The 15,891-nt window shown below is 71.7% G+C and carries 21 protein-coding genes; 10 read left to right on the forward strand and 11 right to left on the reverse strand.

Features of this window, described 5'->3' with window-relative positions:
* Positions 1 to 47: 47 nt before the first annotated feature.
* The 3 genes from B9O00_RS18840 to B9O00_RS18850 are packed head-to-tail and all read right to left on the reverse strand — an operon-like array spanning position 48 to position 2,989.
* Positions 48 to 1,067 carry a TRAP transporter substrate-binding protein gene (locus B9O00_RS18840; protein ID WP_085124255.1) on the reverse strand — a complete coding sequence of 340 codons (1,020 nt, stop codon included), beginning with the start codon at positions 1,065 to 1,067 and terminating at the stop codon, positions 48 to 50.
* Between the two features lie 51 nt (positions 1,068 to 1,118).
* A complete protein-coding gene (locus B9O00_RS18845) occupies positions 1,119 to 2,432 on the reverse strand; it encodes a TRAP transporter large permease (RefSeq protein WP_200808573.1) in 1,314 nt (437 codons plus the stop codon).
* The gene (locus tag B9O00_RS18850) at positions 2,432 to 2,989 is read right to left on the reverse strand and encodes a TRAP transporter small permease subunit (RefSeq protein ID WP_159460260.1); all 558 of its coding nucleotides are present in this window, start codon (positions 2,987 to 2,989) and stop codon (positions 2,432 to 2,434) included. The genes B9O00_RS18845 and B9O00_RS18850 overlap by 1 nt, the downstream gene beginning before the upstream one ends.
* A 204-nt stretch (positions 2,990 to 3,193) precedes the next feature.
* Here B9O00_RS18850 and B9O00_RS18855 point away from each other — a divergent pair, with 204 nt between their 5' ends.
* Positions 3,194 to 3,652 (forward strand): MarR family winged helix-turn-helix transcriptional regulator, encoded by a 459-nt coding sequence (locus B9O00_RS18855; protein ID WP_218822895.1) that lies wholly within the window; start codon positions 3,194 to 3,196, stop codon positions 3,650 to 3,652.
* 9 nt (positions 3,653 to 3,661) lie between these two features.
* Here B9O00_RS18855 and B9O00_RS18860 read toward each other — a convergent pair whose 3' ends face one another.
* Positions 3,662 to 4,384, reverse strand: coding sequence for a DUF1003 domain-containing protein (locus B9O00_RS18860; RefSeq protein ID WP_235017153.1), 723 nt, complete (start codon positions 4,382 to 4,384; stop codon positions 3,662 to 3,664).
* A 150-nt stretch (positions 4,385 to 4,534) separates the two neighbouring features.
* Between B9O00_RS18860 and B9O00_RS18865 the strand changes: the two genes are divergently transcribed.
* The gene (locus B9O00_RS18865; protein WP_235017154.1) at positions 4,535 to 5,431 is read left to right on the forward strand and encodes a phytanoyl-CoA dioxygenase family protein; all 897 of its coding nucleotides are present in this window, start codon (positions 4,535 to 4,537) and stop codon (positions 5,429 to 5,431) included.
* Between the two features lie 2 nt (positions 5,432 to 5,433).
* Positions 5,434 to 6,243 (forward strand): phytanoyl-CoA dioxygenase family protein, encoded by an 810-nt coding sequence (locus tag B9O00_RS18870; protein ID WP_085124259.1) that lies wholly within the window; start codon positions 5,434 to 5,436, stop codon positions 6,241 to 6,243.
* A gap of 121 nt (positions 6,244 to 6,364) precedes the next feature.
* Here the strand turns inward: B9O00_RS18870 and B9O00_RS18875 are convergent, their stop codons facing one another.
* Genes B9O00_RS18875 through B9O00_RS18885 form a run of 3 tightly spaced genes read right to left on the reverse strand, consistent with a single transcriptional unit; the run spans position 6,365 to position 7,913 of the window.
* On the reverse strand, positions 6,365 to 7,006 hold the full coding sequence (locus B9O00_RS18875) for an FMN-dependent NADH-azoreductase (protein WP_085124260.1): 642 nt from the start codon (positions 7,004 to 7,006) through the stop codon (positions 6,365 to 6,367).
* Positions 7,003 to 7,431, reverse strand: coding sequence for a GNAT family N-acetyltransferase (locus B9O00_RS18880; RefSeq protein ID WP_085124261.1), 429 nt, complete (start codon positions 7,429 to 7,431; stop codon positions 7,003 to 7,005). Before B9O00_RS18880 ends, B9O00_RS18875 begins: the two co-directional genes overlap by 4 nt.
* Complete coding sequence (locus tag B9O00_RS18885) at positions 7,428 to 7,913, reverse strand: carboxymuconolactone decarboxylase family protein (protein WP_085124262.1); 486 nt, start codon at positions 7,911 to 7,913, stop codon at positions 7,428 to 7,430. Before B9O00_RS18885 ends, B9O00_RS18880 begins: the two co-directional genes overlap by 4 nt.
* Before the next feature lie 65 nt (positions 7,914 to 7,978).
* Between B9O00_RS18885 and B9O00_RS18890 the strand changes: the two genes are divergently transcribed.
* Positions 7,979 to 8,479 carry a MarR family winged helix-turn-helix transcriptional regulator gene (locus B9O00_RS18890; RefSeq protein WP_085124263.1) on the forward strand — a complete coding sequence of 167 codons (501 nt, stop codon included), beginning with the start codon at positions 7,979 to 7,981 and terminating at the stop codon, positions 8,477 to 8,479.
* Positions 8,480 to 8,502: 23 nt separating this feature from the next.
* On the opposite strand, the gene B9O00_RS18895 is transcribed toward B9O00_RS18890, so the two are convergent.
* Complete coding sequence (locus B9O00_RS18895) at positions 8,503 to 9,747, reverse strand: MFS transporter (protein ID WP_085124264.1); 1,245 nt, start codon at positions 9,745 to 9,747, stop codon at positions 8,503 to 8,505.
* A 153-nt stretch (positions 9,748 to 9,900) separates the two neighbouring features.
* On the opposite strand from B9O00_RS18895, the gene B9O00_RS18900 reads away from it, so the two are divergent.
* From B9O00_RS18900 to B9O00_RS18910, 3 genes are read left to right on the forward strand one after another with little or no spacing between them, the layout of a single operon-like run.
* A complete protein-coding gene (locus tag B9O00_RS18900; RefSeq protein WP_159460262.1) occupies positions 9,901 to 10,587 on the forward strand; it encodes a glutathione S-transferase family protein in 687 nt (228 codons plus the stop codon).
* Positions 10,584 to 11,090, forward strand: a complete 507-nt coding sequence (locus tag B9O00_RS18905) for a DinB family protein (RefSeq protein WP_085124266.1) — start codon at positions 10,584 to 10,586, stop codon at positions 11,088 to 11,090. The genes B9O00_RS18900 and B9O00_RS18905 overlap by 4 nt, the downstream gene beginning before the upstream one ends.
* A gap of 10 nt (positions 11,091 to 11,100) precedes the next feature.
* Positions 11,101 to 11,559 carry a PaaI family thioesterase gene (locus B9O00_RS18910; protein ID WP_085124267.1) on the forward strand — a complete coding sequence of 153 codons (459 nt, stop codon included), beginning with the start codon at positions 11,101 to 11,103 and terminating at the stop codon, positions 11,557 to 11,559.
* On the opposite strand, the gene B9O00_RS18915 is transcribed toward B9O00_RS18910, so the two are convergent.
* Entirely contained in the window at positions 11,556 to 12,167 is a 612-nt protein-coding gene (locus B9O00_RS18915) for a LysM peptidoglycan-binding domain-containing protein (protein ID WP_159460263.1), read from the reverse strand. The two genes, B9O00_RS18910 and B9O00_RS18915, sit on opposite strands and share 4 nt — an antisense overlap.
* Positions 12,168 to 12,300: 133 nt before the next feature.
* Between B9O00_RS18915 and B9O00_RS18920 the strand changes: the two genes are divergently transcribed.
* Positions 12,301 to 13,473 carry an isovaleryl-CoA dehydrogenase gene (locus tag B9O00_RS18920; protein ID WP_085124268.1) on the forward strand — a complete coding sequence of 391 codons (1,173 nt, stop codon included), beginning with the start codon at positions 12,301 to 12,303 and terminating at the stop codon, positions 13,471 to 13,473.
* Positions 13,474 to 13,483: 10 nt separating this feature from the next.
* Here the strand turns inward: B9O00_RS18920 and B9O00_RS18925 are convergent, their stop codons facing one another.
* Both B9O00_RS18925 and B9O00_RS18930 read right to left on the reverse strand, forming a co-directional pair.
* Positions 13,484 to 13,840: a hypothetical protein gene (locus tag B9O00_RS18925; protein WP_085124269.1), complete on the reverse strand. Its 357-nt coding sequence runs from the start codon at positions 13,838 to 13,840 to the stop codon at positions 13,484 to 13,486.
* Between the two features lie 130 nt (positions 13,841 to 13,970).
* A complete protein-coding gene (locus B9O00_RS18930) occupies positions 13,971 to 14,291 on the reverse strand; it encodes a hypothetical protein (RefSeq protein WP_085124270.1) in 321 nt (106 codons plus the stop codon).
* Between the two features lie 170 nt (positions 14,292 to 14,461).
* On the opposite strand from B9O00_RS18930, the gene B9O00_RS18935 reads away from it, so the two are divergent.
* Both B9O00_RS18935 and B9O00_RS18940 read left to right on the forward strand, forming a co-directional pair.
* Positions 14,462 to 15,061, forward strand: a complete 600-nt coding sequence (locus B9O00_RS18935; RefSeq protein ID WP_085124271.1) for a DUF1989 domain-containing protein — start codon at positions 14,462 to 14,464, stop codon at positions 15,059 to 15,061.
* Between the two features lie 28 nt (positions 15,062 to 15,089).
* Complete coding sequence (locus B9O00_RS18940) at positions 15,090 to 15,770, forward strand: SDR family oxidoreductase (protein ID WP_085124272.1); 681 nt, start codon at positions 15,090 to 15,092, stop codon at positions 15,768 to 15,770.
* The last annotated feature ends 121 nt before the right edge of the window (positions 15,771 to 15,891 follow it).

Consider the following 15,891-nt stretch of genomic DNA (forward strand, 5'->3'; position numbering starts at 1 on the left):
GGGTTGCGGCCGCGCCGCGCGGGCGGCACGGCGCGGCCGTTCCGCCGTCACAGCCTGTTCAGCGCCTGGTACTGGTCGTAGGCCTTGGAGAAGGCGCGGTAGCTTTCCAGCACCTTCCTGAACATCGGGTCGGCGGCCTCGTTCTCGGCATAGACCTCGGCGGTCGCCTTGCGCAGCGCCTCGATCACGCTGTCCGGGAAGCGCTCGACCGTGACGCCGTCGGCGCGGAAGGCGTCGAGCGCCTCCTGCTGCCCGGCGACCGCGGTGCCGATGGTCCAGAGGTCGATGTCGCTGCACACCGTCTCGACCGCGGTGCGCTCGGCGTCGCTCCAGCCGTTCCACTTGTCCTTGTTGACGTAGAGCTCGATGAAGCCCGACGGCTGGTGCCAGCCGGGGAAGTAGTAGTGCTTGGCGACCTTGTCGAGGCCGAGCAGGCGGTCGATCATCGGGAAGGACAGCTCGGTCGCGTCGAGCCGTCCGGTCTCCAGGGAGGTCGAGATCTCGCCGGCCGGCAGCGACATCGGGTTGGCGCCGAGCTTGCTCAGCACCTTGCCGCCGAGGCCGCCGATGCGGATCTTCAGGCCCTTCAGGTCCTCGGGCGACTTGATCTCCTTGGTGTACCAGCCGCCGGCCTCGGAGATGATCACGCCGCAGGGCATCGGCACGACGTTGAAGGGCGCGTAGATCTCGCGCCACAGCTGCAGGCCGCCGCCGTGCAGCACCCAGGAGACGTACTTGATCGCGTCCGGGCCGAAGGGGATCGAGCCGAACAGCGCGGCCGCCGGCGCCTTGCCGGCGGCGTAGCCGGCATAGGACCAGCCGGCGTCGATCGCCCCGGCGCCGACGTTGTCGAGGATCTCGAAGGGCGGCGACAGCTCGCCGGCGCCGTAGTGCTTGAAGGCGATCTTGCCGCCGGTCAGCGTGTCGACCTCGGCGGCGAAGCGGTCGGCAGCCGGGCCGAGGATCGGCAGGTTCTTGCCGAAGGCGCTCTGCAGGCTGTAGGTCCCGGCCGAGGCCCCGCCGGCGGTCAGGCTCAGCAGGGCGGCGGCGAGCAGCAACTTCCTCATGATCAAGGTTCCTCCCGTGATGCGGGCCCCGTTCCCTGGGGCCTCGGCGGGCTAGAGCAGCCCGGTGACCAGGCCGGGGAAGGCGAGCAGCAGTCCCAGGCCGACAAGCTGAAGGGCGATGAAGGGCACGACGCCGCGGTAGACCTCGGCGGTCGTCAGGCGGTCCGGGGCCGCGCCGCGCAGATAGAAGAGCGAGAAGCCGAAGGGCGGCGTCAGGAACGAGGTCTGCAGGTTGACCGCGACCAGCAGGCCGAACCACAGCAGCGTCGCCCTCGGGTCGAGCCCGTTGCCGAAGTCGAGATGCGCGACCAGCGGCCCGAAGATCGGCATCAGGATCAGCGTGATCTCCAGCCAGTCGAGCACGAAGCCGAGCAGGAAGATCGCCAGCAGCACGACGCCGAGCACGGTCCAGGGCCCGCCGCCCAGCGCGGCCAGCGCGCCGTGGATCGCATCGTCGCCGCCGATGCCGCGGAACACCGCGGAGAAGCAGGTGGCGCCGACCATGACCATCAGGACCATCGAGGTGGCGACGACGGTGTCGCGCGCCGCCGCCATCACCATGGCCGGGCTGAAGCGACGGTAGAGCAGGGTCAGCAGGATCGAGCCGAGGGCACCGAGGCCGCTCGCCTCGGTCGGCGTCGCGATGCCGGCGATGATCGAGCCGAGCACGCAGAAGACGAGCAGCAGCAGCGGCGCGACGTCGAGCAGCAGCCCGCCGACCCGCCGGGCGCCGGCCTCGGGCTCCCGCGCCAGCCGGGGCAGGCCGCGGGCGCGCCAGACGACGTAGAGCCCGTAGAGCAGCACCAGCAGCAGCCCGGGGCCGATCGCGCCGGCGAACATGTCGGGCACCGGGACCTGGAGCTGGTCGCCCAGCACGATCAGCATGACCGAGGGCGGGATCAGGATCGCCAGGGTGCCGGAGGCGGCGATCAGCCCGGCCGAGACGCTGTTGCCGAAGCCGGCCTCGGTCAGGCGCGGCAGGGCCAGCAGGGCCAGCAGCACCACCGAGGCGCCGACGATGCCCGAGGAGGCGGCCAGCAGGATGCCGATGACCAGCACCGAGACGCCCATGCCGCCGGCGCTGCCGCCGAGCGCCCGCTGGGCCCCGCGCAGGGCGCGCTCCGCGGCGCCGGATTTCTCCAGCACCAGCCCCATGAAGATGAACATCGGGATCGCGACGAGCAGCCAGTTCGACAGGACGTTGGCGTAGATCCGGCTGACGATCAGGTTGAAGAAGGCGGTCGGCAGGCCGCCGAGCAGGATGAACAGGGCGGCGGAGCCGGCCAGCACGAAGGCGACCCGGTAGCCGGCCAGGATGCCGGCCAGGGTCACCGCCGCCATGGCGAGCGGCAGGGCGGTCTCCATCAGCGGCGTCCCAGCAGGCGCCTGCCCAGCGGCCAGAGGTCGAGCAGCGCGACCAGCAGCAGGATCGCGAGGCCGGCCGGCAGCAGGCTCTTGACCAGGAAGCGGTCGGTCAGGCCGCCGTTCGGCGACATCTCGGACGACGACCAGGCGCGCAGCATGAAGCTCCAGCCGGCCGGCACGCTGAGCAGCAGGAACGGCAGGGTGAAGACCAGCAGGCCGGCCAAGTCGACGCCGGCCTTGGTGCGGGCCCGGAAGCCGGCGTAGAGGAAGTCGACCCGCACGTGGCCGTCGCGCCGCCAGACGAGTCCGGCCGGCAGCAGGCCGATCACCACCAGCAGGTGCCACTGCAGGTCGAGCAGCGAGTTGATGGTCAGCGCGCGGCCGAGCAGCGGCAGCGCCGTCTGGAAGGTGGCCAGCGGATTGAGGTCGAGCGCGCTGCACAGCACCTGGGCGCAGATGCAGAGCATGAGCAGCAGCAGCAGGACCGCGAAGCCGTTCAGCAGGACACGCTCCCAGCGGCCTGCGCCGGCGCGGCTCTCGGACTCGGCTGGTGTCACGTCGCCTCCCTCGGCGGCCCGTCTGCGTGGTGCTCGCCGTGCCCGAATGATGCGGCTTTTTTGATCCATATGGAACAAAAAATGTTCCATATGGAGCGATCTGCGAGTTCGGAGGCGACGCGGGCGGCCGCGCGACGTAGGTAGAAGGCCCGGACAGGGGGGATGGGGCCCGGGCAGCGGCGCCGGACGACGCAAGAGGCAGGAATGAAGCTCCTCGACATCATCGACGGCACGCCGATCCGCTACGGCTACCGCATCGCCTTCCTGACCAATTTCTACCGGGAGCCGCTGCTGCGCCGGATGGAGCTGGAGCACGGCATCATCCGGCCCGAGTGGACGGTGCTGATCTGCCTGAGCTTCCGGGACGGCCTCAATCCGCGCGACATCTGCGAGATCACCGAGCAGCCGCGCAACACCGTCAGCCGGGCCGTCACCAGCCTGACCCGCAAGGGCCTGATCGTGCCGGCCGCCGATCCGGCGGACGCGCGCCGCAAGGTGCTGCGGATCACCGAAGCGGGACGGGCCGCCTACGAGCGCATCATGCCGATGTTCGTCGAGGGCGAGCGCAAGCTGATGGCCTGCCTGACCGAGCGCGAGCGCGGCGACCTCGACCGGCTGCTCGACAAGCTCTGCCGCGCGGTGCCCGGCTGGGTCGGCGGCTGAGCGCGCCGCTCAGCTGCCGCGCCGGCGCGCCAGGTCCTCGAGCAGCTCGATCTGGACCTGCTGGATCTCGGTCAGCCGCTCCCACTGGCGGATCAGCAGATGGTCGAGCTTCTCGTGGAGTTGGCGGATCTCCAGCTCGGCCTTGAGGTTGACCCGGTAGTCGTTCTGCGAGCGCAGCCGGTCCTTCGCCTCCTGCCGGCGCTGGCTCATCATGATGAAGGGCGCCTGCACCGCGGCGATGCAGGACAGCACCAGGTTGAGCAGGATGAAGGGATAGGGATCGAAGCGCTCGGCGAGCAGCAGCGGGATCGCGTTGGCCAGCATCCAGAGCGCGACGACCACCGCGAAGAGGATGATGAAGGTCCAGCTGCCGCCGAAGCTCGCGACCCGGTCGGCCAGCCGGTCGCCGAACGACAGCGTGCCCTGGAACTCGGCGTCGACGTCGCTGGTCAGCGTCTCGTGGCGCGCCAGGCTGTCGATGACGTCGTGCTCCAGCGCGCCGAGCTCGCCGCGCTCGCGGATCAGCAGCTCCTCGACCAGGCTGCGCCGCGCCTCCGCGAGGTCGCTGAGGCAGATCGTGCCGGTCTTGCGCCAGTCCGGATGGTCGCGGTCGAGACGCTCCGAGATCTGCGGCCGCACGGCCTCGACCGGCACCGTGTCGCGGCGCGCGAAGGAGCGTCCGCAGAGGCCGCAGACGAGCGGATGCGCATGCCTGTCTCTGGTATCGGTCACGGCTCTGGTCCTTCCGCGAGAGGACGGGGCGGCGCCCGCCGCCCGCCGCGAACTATAGCGCCGGCCGCGCTTTCGCGGGCGATGGACTCGGAGTGCGCGACGGCGCCATACTGCACTGCGGTACGGCACCCGAGGGCAGGGGAGGCTGCGATGCTCGACGAGGAGCAGGTTCGTCAGTTTCGCGAAGAGGGCTACCTGATCGTGCCGGGCTGCGCCTCGACCTGGGAGGTCGTCGCGCTCAACAGCGAGCTCGACGGCTGGATCGACGAGAGCCGGCAGCATTCCGAGAACTGGGGCGTCACGGCCGACGGCAAGCACGTCTTCGACCTCGAGCCAGGCCACTCGGCCGAGCGCCCGAAGCTGCGCCGCGTCACCAATCCGGCCGACTTCTCCGACCTCTACCGCTCGGTGCTGTTCGACGGCCGGGTGGTCGACGTCGCGGCCGGCCTGCTGGGCCCGGACGTCAAGTTCCACCACTGCAAGATCAACATCAAGATGCCCTCGATGGAGACCTACGTCGGCTGGCATCAGGACCATCCCTTCGAGCCGCATACCAACGATTCGGTCGTCGTCGCCCTGGTCATGCTCGACGACATGACCGAGCAGAACGGGGCGCTGCAGGTCGTGCCGGGCAGCCACAGGACCCACTACAGCCACTACAAGGACGAGCGCTTCGCCGGCGAGATCGACCGGGCGCTCTGGCCCGAGTTCGAGGCGGGCTCGGTCAAGCTGACCGGCAAGGCCGGCGACGTCGTGTTCATCGATTCCTGGATGGTCCACGGCTCGCCGGCGAACCGCTCGGACACGCCGCGGCGCCTGCTGATCTGCGACTACACCGCGGCCGACGCCTTCCCGCTGTCGCCGAGCAACATCCTCTCGGCCTACCGCGGCCACCTGGTGCGCGGCCGGCCGACGCGCATGGCGCGGCTGCGCGCCGGCGCGGTCGAGCTGCCGCCGCTCTACAAGGAATCCTCCTTCTTCGCGGTCCAGGGCCAGGACGGCGCCCAGATGTCGGGCCTGGCCGAGTCGACCGGGGCGATGATGTAGCCGTGGCGCCGACGGCAGAGACCATCGAGGCCTTCCGGGCCGACGGCGCGGTCGCACTGCGCGGCGTCCTCGACGCCGGCTGGATCGAGACCCTGCGCGCCGGGCTCGAGCGCAACCTCGCCGAGCCCGGGCCCTATGCCCGGCACTACACGCCGGCGGGCGGCAGCGGCGCCTTCCGCGGCGACTACTGCAACTGGCAGCGGATCCCCGAATACCGCGACTTCATGGAGCGCTCGCCGGCGGCCGGGCTGGCCGCCGCCCTGATGGGCTCGCAGCGCGCCCGGGTGTTCCACGAGCATGTCCTGGTCAAGGAGCCGAGCACCGCCGAGCGCACGCCCTGGCACCACGACCAGCCCTACTACTGCGTCGAGGGCCGGCAGACCGTCAGCCTGTGGATTCCGCTCGACCCGGTGGCGCGCGAGACCTGCGTCGAGTTCGTCGCCGGCAGCCACGGCTGGGGCCGGCGCTTCCGGCCGACCAAGTTCACCGGGAACAGCTACGAGCGCGGCAGCGCCGACGGCCTGGAGCCGACCCCGCCGATCGAGGACGAGCGCCGCTCCTACCGCATCCTCGGCTGGGACCTGGAGCCGGGCGACTGCATCGCCTTCAACTTCCTGACCCTGCACGGCGCGCCGGGCAACGCCTCGAGCGAGCGCCGCCGCCGCGCCTTCGCCGCCCGCTTCCTGGGCGACGACGTGGTCTATGCCGAGCGCGCCGGCGAGGTCTCGCCGCCCTTCCCGGAGATCGTCGGCAAGCTGCCCGACGGCGCCGCCCTGCCGGAGGCGCTCTTCCCGGTCGTCTGGCCGCGCTAGGACGCGGCTGCCGGCTCTTCGCGCTCCCACGCCCCTCGACAAGCTCGGGACGAAGCAGACGTCGAGACGAACCCAAACGGCTGCTTCGTCCCGAGCTTGTCGAGGGGCGTGGGAGCGCTGACTACCCCGCCTTCCGGAACCGCTCGGGCAGCGTCGACGCCTGCGCCGCGATCCAGCCCGCCGCCGCCGCCTCGGCGCGCTCCAGGGCCGTGCCGCCGCGGCCCAAGGCGTCGAGCCTCAGGATCTCGACGCTGGTCAGGCCGATGGTCGCGAAGAGGTAGGTGAGGTAGGGCCCCAGGAAGTCCTGCTGAGCGCCGGGCGCCGTGCCGAAGCGGCCGCCGCAGGCGGCGACGACGAAGACCGGCCGGTCGGCCAGCAGGCCGACCTTGCCCGCGGGGCTCGAACGGAAGGTGGCGCCGGGGCGCACCACGAAGTCGATCCAGGCCTTGAGCGCCGAGGGCACCGTGAAGTTGTGCATCGGCGTCGAGATCAGCAGCAGGTCGGCGGCCTCGAGCTCGGCGATCAGGCGCTCGGAGAGGGTCAGGGCGGCACGCTCCGCCGGTCCGCGTTCGGCCTCGGCCGTCAGGTTGGCCGCGACGAAGGCCGGGTCGGGGTGCGGCAGCGGCTCGCGGCCGAGGTCGCGCCCGACGATCCGCAGCCCGGGGATCGCCCGCCGGAAGGCCTCGAGGGCCCGCTGCCCGATCCGCCGGCTGACCGAGGCCTCGCCGCGCGCGCTGATCGGCAGGTGCAGAAGGCTCGTCACGACAGCGCCAGGCCGAAGCGCAGCGCCCGCGCCAGCAGGCCCTGGCGGTAGTAGAAGCGGTGGCCGAGCACGTTGTCGAGCGGCGTGTCGAGCACCAGCCGGGCGCAGCCGAGCCGCGATGCCTCCTGCTTGAGGTGCTCGATCAGCCGGGCGCCGTGGCCCCGGCCGCGCGCGCCCTCCAGGGTCACCAGGTCGTCGAGATAGAGGAAGCGGCCATAGACGAGGTTCTCCTGCAGGCGGTAGCCGGCCAGCGCGAGCGGTGTGTCCTCCGCCCAGAGGCCGAGCAGGCGGTAGCCCTCGGCCGCCTGCCGGCGCCAGCGCTCGGCGAGCTCCTCGGCCGAGGCGAGATGCGGCCGGAGCTGGCGCATCAGCGGAAAGCAGGCGGCGATCTCGGCCTCGCCGACCGGGCGGAGCTCGGCGGTCATGCCGCGCTGGCCTCGGTCGCCTTGGGCACCGGCGGGGTGAAGCGGAACGCCACGGCGATGCGGTTCCATTGGTTGATCGTGCCGATCGCGACCGTCAGGAAGAGCGCCTCGCTCTCGGAGAACTCGGCGCGCAGGGCGGCGTAGTCGGCCTCGGAGGCGGCGCCCGGCGCCATCCGGGTCATGACCTCGGTCCAGGCCAGGGCGGCCTGCTCGCGCGCGCTGAACAGGCCCGCCTCGCGCCAGGCCGGGACCAGGTCGAGCTTCTCGGCCGGCACGCCGATCTTGCGGGCCAGGTTCAGGTGGAACTGGATGCAGAAGGCGCAGCCGTTGAGCTGCGAGGCGCGCAGCTTGACCAGCTCGATCATCGGCTTCTCCAGGCCGGCCTCGCCGGCCGAGGCGGAGAGGCTGCGCAGGGCCGAGACCACGCCGGGCGCGCGGCGGGAGACGTCGTCGAACTCGATGCGGGCGTGGCTGTCGGCCATGCTGGTCCTCCGTGGCTCTTCGCGTTAGTATCAGGGTTCGAACAACATATTCGAGCTCTGATATCATGCGCAAGCCCTCGCCGTCCTCCTGTCTGCCGGGCCCTCCCTCGCTGGCACCGCAACTGCCGGAACCGGGCGAGGCGAAGCGCGGCGAGCAGGGCCATCTCGGCTATCTGCTGCGCCAGGCCAGCGTCGCCCTGCGCACCCGCATGGAGCGGGCGCTCGCCGACCTGGAGGTGACGCCGCCGCAGTTCGTGGTGCTGACCATGGTCGGCGCCTATCCCGGCCTGTCGAACGCGGACCTCGCCCGCCTGTCGCTGCTCAAGCCCCAGACGGTCAGCGTCATCGTCGGCAACCTGAAACGCTCGGGCGCGCTGGTCAGCCGGCCACACCCGGTGCACGGCCGGATCCGCCAGCTCGCGCTCAGCGAGACCGGCGAGCGCAGCCTGGCGCGCTGCCGGCGGCGCGTCGACGCGCTCGAACGACGGCTCGCGGCGGGCCTGTCGGCGGCGGAGGAGGCCGCGGTGCGGCGCTGGCTGGTGTCGGTCGCGCTCGAGAGCGACTGACCGAAGGTCAACGCCCCGAGTGCTCAGGCGGCCTTGGCCATCGGCCTCTCGCGGGCCAGGCCGGCCAGCAGGCAGGCGGTCGCGGCGGCGCAGTAGCCGGCGAAGAGCCAGCAGCTGGTCTCGCCCGGCACGCCGAGGTCGAAGAGCAGGCCGAGCAGCGGCGGCCCGAGCGCCGAGGCGAAGACCATGAGCGCCGCCGCCATGGCCTTGATCGCGCCCAGGTGCCGGGTGCCGTAGAGCTCGGCCCAGAGCGCCGGATAGAGGGTCGCTGCGGCGCCGCCGGTCAGGCCGACGGCGATCAGGTAGGGCCAGGCCGAGAGCGGCGCGTCGAAGCTGGCCAGCACGGCGAGGCCGGCGATCAGCGGCAGCAGCAGCCCGGGCAGCAGGCGCCTGGCGCCGAAGCGGTCGACCAGCGGCCCGGCGACGATCGAGGCGAGGATGCCGGCGGCCGCGTAGAAGACGTAGGAGCCGGTGATCCAGGCGGCGCTCCAGCCCTTGGACTCGGCCAGGGTCAGGTGGTGGAAGAACAGCGCCGTGACGATCATCGCGGGCGCGGTGACGGCCGGCAGGAACAGCCAGAAGCGGCCGTCGCGCAGCACCTCGCGGCGAGTCCAGGAGCGCGCCGCGCCCGGCTTCGCCTCGGCGGCGGCCGCGTCGGCCAGCCAGGCGGCATGGCGCTCGGCCTGGCCGCGCAGCAGCCACAGCGCCGCCGGCAGCAGCACCGCCAGGCAGAGGCCGGCGACCGCCAGCCAGGTGGAGCGCCAGCCGAGGGCGCCGATCGCCGCGACCCCGGCCAGCGGCCAGAGTGCCTCGCCGAGCGAGAAGCCGAGGCCGCCGAGCGCGAGGGCCTTGCCGCGGCCGGTCGTGAAGTAGCGGGCCATGGCAATGCGCATCAGGTGGCTGGCCAGGCCCTGGCCGCTCTGGCGCAGCAGGAAGATCGTCGGCACCAGCAGCCAGGCCGCCGGAACCAGGGCGGCGGCCAGGGCGGCGAGCACCAGCAGCGCGATCACGCCGAGCGCGAAGCGGCCGAGCTCGACCTGGTCGACCAGCCGACCGGTGAACGGCAGGGCGGCGGCGCTGAGCAGCGTGCCGGCCATGTAGAGGCCGCCCCAGGCGCCGTGGCCGAGGCTGAACTCGGCCATGATCGACGGCCCGAAGACGCCGACGAAGTAGGTCTGCCCGACGCTCGAGAAGCAGGCCAGCAGGAAGCCGAAGCCGAGGAACCGCCGGTGCGCCCGGGCGAACTCCAGATAACCGACGAGGGGCATGGCCGCTGACTAGCCGAAACGGCGCCCGCGGGGAACCGGCGTCTCGGCGACCGTGCCATGCATCGAACTTTCTCATGCGAGACGCAGGCAAAGTCATTTGTCGGCTCGGCCGGCGCGCGCCAAGCTGCCGCGGGCAGGCTGCGAGGAGGAGACATGTACAGGCTCTACTGGAAGCGGGCGACCGGTGCCTTCGCCCCGAACTGCGTGCTGGCCGAGGCCGGGGCGCCGCACGAGCGCGTCCTGGTCGACGTCGCGGCCGGCGAGCATCACGGATCCGAATACCTCAAGCTCAACCCGCGCGGCCAGATCCCGGCGCTGGTGCTGCCCGACGGCACGGTGATGACCGAGTCCCTGGCCATCGTGCTGCAGCTCTGCGACAGCTTTCCCGAGGCCGGCCTGCTGCCGGCGCCGGGCAGCAGCCGGCGTGCGCGCTGCCTGCGCTGGATGACCTTCGGGGCGGTCGATCTCTACGAGGCCGACCTGCGCTTCTCCTACGCCGAGCGCTACACCGTCGATCCGGCCGGCGTCGAGGGGGTGCGCGAGGCCGGGCGGCTGGCCGTCGAGCGCGACTGGCGGCTGATCGAGGCGGCCCTGGGCGAGACCGAGCAGCACGAGGGCGAAGGTCCCTTCCTGCTCGGCGGCCGCTTTACCGCGGCGGACATCCACCTCGCCATGCTCGGCGGCTGGCACCACGACATCCCGGCCTTCCTGGAGGCCTCGCCGCGCGCCGCGCGCCTGATGCGCGCGGTCGCGGCGCGCCCGGCGATCGCGCCGCTGTGGCGCGACTACTATGGCCACAAGCCGGCGATCGCCGGCTTCGGCGAGGCGTCGGCGTCGTGACCCCGGAGCACGCCCGCACCTTCGCCGGCTACAACCGCTGGGCCAACGAGCGGCTCTACGCGGCCGTCGCCGTGCTGCCCGACGCCGACTACCGGCACGACCTGCAGGCCTTCTTCGGCTCGCTGCACGGCACCCTGAACCACATCCTGGTCGGCGACCTGATCTGGCTCGGCCGCCTCGAGGTCGCGACCGAGGACGTCGCGCCGCCGCCGCCCGGGCTCGATGCGATCCCCTTCGAGGACTTCGCCGGGCTTCGCGCGGCCCGCCAGGAGGTCGACGGCCGGATCGCGGCCTTCTGCGCGGAGCTGGCGGTCGAGCGGCTCGCCGCGCCGGTCGCCTACGTCCGCCGCGGCGTGGCCTACGCCGAGCCGCTCTGGCAGATCCTGGCCCACCTCTTCAACCACCAGACCCACCATCGCGGCCAGGCCCATGCCCTGCTGACCCGGCTCGGCCATCCGGCGCCCGAGCTCGACCTGATCTATCACCTGCGCGCGACGCAATGAGGGAGTGCAGATGACGGAATTCCAGCCGCTCGATCCGGGCTACGAGGCCCGGACGCGCGATTCCTTCGCACGCCAGGGCATCATGCAGACACTCGGCGCCGAGCTGACCCGGGTCGAGCCTGGCCTGGTCGAGATCGTCCTGCCGTTCCGCCCCGGCCTTGCCCAGCAGCACGGCTTCTTCCACGCCGGCGTCACCGCGACGATCGGCGATTCGGCCGGCGGCTATGCCGCCTTCACGCTGTTTCCGGCCGAGGCGACGGTGCTGACCGTCGAGTACAAGATCAACCTGATGGCGCCGGGCGACGGCCAGCGCCTGCGTGCCCTCGGCCGGGTCTTCAAGACCGGCCGCACGCTCACGATCTGCGACGTCGAGGTCTTCGTCGAGAAGGACGGCCGCGAGCGGCCCTGCGCGAAGCTGCTGCAGACCCTGATGCGCCTCGACGGCCGCCCGGATGCTCCCGCAGGCTAGGCACCCTTCGGCCAGCGCAGGCCGAGCAGCCGGCAGCGGTTGAAGCCGCGCACCGACACGCGGTCGCCCTGGTTGGCGCCGAGCAGGTGGAAGCGACTCTCGTCGCACTGGTCGAGGAAGCCGACATGGCCCTGCCAGGGCTCGCCGCGGCTGAGCACGACGATGCAGCCGCGGCGCGGCTCGTCGAGCGGCTCGCCCCAGCCGAGCCAGCTGCGCGCGGCGGCGCTGCCGCTGCCGGCCAGGCCGGCCTGCAGCAGGCACCAGTTGGCGAAGGCCGAGCACCAGGGCGTCTCGTCGTCGGTCGCGCGCAGGGCGGTCGACTGCTCGTACTCGATGATCCGCGGGTTGTGCCGCTCGTCCGGCAGCTCCCGGGCGGCGCTCTCCATCTCGCGGCGGGCGATCTCGAGCCAGGGCGCCTCGCCGGCCGGCCGCTCGGCCAGCGGCGGCACCGGCCGGCCGGCGTCGGGCAGGTTGAGCGGCATGCCGACCCGGACGGCCCGCGGGTTCGCGATGTGGCCGTTCAGTGCCATGATGGCCTCGACGGTCGTGCCCAGGCGCGAAGCCAGGCCGCCGAGCGTATCGCCGGCGCGGACGACGTAGACCGCCACGGTCCCTCTCCCGAAAGGTGTAGAGGAATCGAGAGAAAATCTATCACGACGGGCCACGGGGCGGGAGAGCCTTTGACGGCCGCGCCCGGCGACGCTCAACTAGGTGCGAAGTCTCTTGCGGAGGAAGGTCCCGATGATCCCCAACCAGTTGCCCAGCCTCAACTTCGGCCTCGGCGAGGAGGCCGACCTGCTGCGCGACACCGTGATGTCCTTCAGCCAGGAGAGGATCGCGCCGCTGGCCGAGCGGATCGACCGCGAGGACTGGTTCCCGCGCGAGCTCTGGCCGCAGCTCGGCGCGCTCGGCCTGCACGGCATCACGGTCGAGGAGGAGTACGGCGGCTCGGGGCTCGGCTACCTGCACCACTGCGTCGCCATGGAGGAGGTCAGCCGCGCCTCGGCCTCGGTCGGCCTCAGCTACGGCGCCCACTCCAACCTCTGCGTCAACCAGATCCGCCGCAATGGCTCCGAGGACCAGAAGCGCCGCTACCTGCCCAAGCTGGTCTCCGGCGAGCACGTCGGCTCGCTGGCGATGAGCGAGCCGGGCGCCGGCTCCGACGTCGTCTCGATGAAGACCCGGGCCGAGAAGAGGGGCGACCGCTGGATCCTCAACGGCGGCAAGATGTGGATCACCAACGCCAGCGAGGCCGAGACGCTGGTGATCTACGCCAAGACCGACCCCGATGCCGGCCCGCGCGGCATCACCGCCTTCATCGTCGAGAAGGGCTTCAAGGGCTTCTCGATCGCCCAGAAGCTCGACAAGCTCGGCATGCGCGGCTCGCCGACCTGCGAGCTGGTCTTCGAGGACTGCGAGGTGCCCGAGGAGAACGTGCTCGGCGAGGTCGGCAAGGGCGTCAGGGTGCTGATGAGCGGCCTCGACTACGAGCGGGCCGTGCTGGCGGCGGGCCCTCTCGGCATCATGCAGGCGGCGCTCGACGTCGCGATCCCCTACGTCCACGAGCGCAAGCAGTTCGGCCAGCCGATCGGCGCGTTCCAGCTGGTCCAGGGCAAGCTCGCCGACATGTACACCACGGCCAACGCCTGCCGGGCCTACGTCTACGCCGTGGCCCAGGCCTGCGACCGCGGCGAGACGACCCGCAAGGACGCCGCCGGCGCCATCCTCTATGCCGCCGAGAAGGCGACCCAGGTGGCGCTCGACGCGATCCAGTTGCTCGGCGGCAACGGCTACATCAACGACTACCCGACCGGCCGGCTGCTGCGCGACGCCAAGCTCTACGAGATCGGTGCCGGGACCAGCGAGATCCGCCGCTGGCTGATCGGCCGCGAGCTGTTCGAGGAGAGCGCCTGAGCCGCGGCGGTCAGGAGGCCGGCTCGACGACCCCCAGCGGCACGCGCTGGCCGACCGGCACGAAGGTCACGGTCACGGTCGCGGCATTCTCGCTCTGACTGTCGATCTTGAAGGCGGCGCAGGAGGTGCCGGTCGGCGAGACCTGCTGGCCGGAGACCGAGATGCCGATGCCCTGCGGCTCGGTCTGGCCGTGGCCGTACCAGATCTCGACGATGAACTCGCCGCCGCCGGTCGCGACCGCCTGCCCGCTGCCGTTGCCGGCCAGCGTGTCGGGCGGCTGGGTGGTGAAGTCGCCCTGGGTCTGAGCACTCTTCTGCAGCTTGTCTCCCGAGTTGTTCACCAGGTCGATGGTGAGAGTGAAGCTCATGGCGCGTCTCCCCGTTGCCCGCGAAAATTGCAGATGGCCGACCATAAACCTTCGCGGCGCGGGCGCGAAGCCCTCTGTCGGCACCGGCAGCCGCGCCGCCGGGTGCCGATCCGCCGGGACCGCGGCGACCCTAGTCGCCGAAGATCACCTTGACGGTCGCCGCCTGCCCGTCGGCGCTCTCGACCTCGACGTCGGCGTTGCTGGGCACCGTCGAGACCCGGCCGTCGGACACGCTGATGGCGGCGCCGCGGGACGCGGCCTGGCCGTGGCCGTACCAGACCTGGGTCTCGAACGACGAGCCGCCGACGACGGTCGCGCTGCCCCGGCCGTCCGTCGCCGACAACGCGTCCGGCGGCGGGGTCTCGAAGCGGGCCGAGGTCCTGGTCTGGTCCTTCCTGGTCAGCGCGTCGCCGCTCTCGTTCACGAGATCGATGGTCAGGGTGAAGCTCATGGTCCCTCCTCCAAGCCGGGCCTGCTCCTCCGCGTCGTGACGATTCGGGCCGCCGCTGCGTGACGGCTTCGCGGCGTTCCCCGGGCCCGGGAGGGGGCGATCGTCGCCTTGCCGGCGGCTCCTGCGGCCCCTAAGCTCCGTCCCCTGACGGGGCAAGAAGGGGGCGATCGATGGGGCAGGACGTTACGATTCCGGCGCGGCACGGCAAGGCGACGCGGCTTGCCGCCGGCCAGCGGCTGCGGGTGATCAACACCCACGGCGACCAGGTCGTCGACACCTGGGCCTTCGCGCAGCACGACCTGCGCGAGTTCATGTCGATGGAGCACACGCGCGCGACCCTGCTGAAGATGATCCCGCAGGTCGGCGACCACCTCTACACCAACCGGCGCCGGCCGATCCTGACGCTGCTCGAGGACTCCTCGCCGGGCATCCACGACACGGTGATCGCGGCCTGCGACGACTACCGCTACGGCCTGCTCGGCTGCACCGAGTACCACGACAACTGCACCGACAACCTGGCCGCTGCGCTGTTCGAGCTGGGGCTGACGCCGCCCGAGACGCCGAGCCCGCTGAACCTCTGGATGAACATCCCCTGGACCAAGGAGGGCGGCCTGTCCTTCGAGGAGCCGGTCTCCAAGCCGGGCGACCACGTGCTGTTCGAGGCGAAGCTGGACTGCATCGTCGCCTTCTCGGCCTGCCCCCAGGACATCCTGCCGATCAACGGCGTCGGCCACGCGCCGACCGAGGCGCACTTCCGGGTGGAGGGGTGACCCGGTCGCCGGGAGGGAGGGCTCGGCCATGCCCAGTGTGCTGGTCACCGGCGCCAACCGCGGCCTCGGCTTGGCTTTCGTCGAGAGCTTCGCGGCCGACGGCTGGCGCGTGCACGCCTGCTGCCGGCACCCGGAGAAGTGCCGGCCGCTGCAGGATCTCGGCGAGGGCGTGGCGCTGCATCGCCTCGACGTCACCGAGGGCCTGCAGGTCGAGGCGCTGGCGCGCAACCTCGCCGACGAGCCGCTCGACCTGCTGATCAACAACGCCGGGCTCGGCGGCGAGGACGAGGACCTGGAGAGCCTCGACTTCGAGCTCTGGCAGCGCCTGCTGGCGGTCAACGTCCTGGCGCCGGCCCGGCTGGCGGCCGCCTTCTGGCCGGCTGTCGTCGCCAGCTCGCGGCGCGTCATCGTCAACGTGAGCTCGAAGATGGGCTCGATCGCCGACAACGGCAGCGGCGGCGCCTACGCCTACCGCAGCAGCAAGGCGGCGCTGAACATGGTGACGCGCAATCTGGCGATCGAGCTGAAGGACAAGGGCGCCGTCGTCGTCGCCGTGCATCCGGGCTGGGTCAGGACCGAGATGGGCGGCCCGGAGGCCGAGATCACGCCGGAGGAGTCGGTCGGCGGGCTGCGGCGGCTGATCGATGGCCTGACGCCCGCCGACAGCGGCCGTTTCTTCGACTGGCAGGGCCGCGAGCTGCCCTGGTAGGGCGGCAAAAGAAACGGCCCGCCCCCTGAGTCGGGAAAGACGGACCGTTCAAGGCAAGCCGAACCGAAAGACTTCGAAAGCGAGCGTTGGGGGAAAACGCCTCTTTCACGGTTGAGAATGC

The organism is Tistlia consotensis USBA 355, from assembly GCF_900177295.1.
In the GTDB taxonomy this organism is placed as follows: Bacteria; Pseudomonadota; Alphaproteobacteria; order Kiloniellales; family DSM-21159; genus Tistlia; species Tistlia consotensis.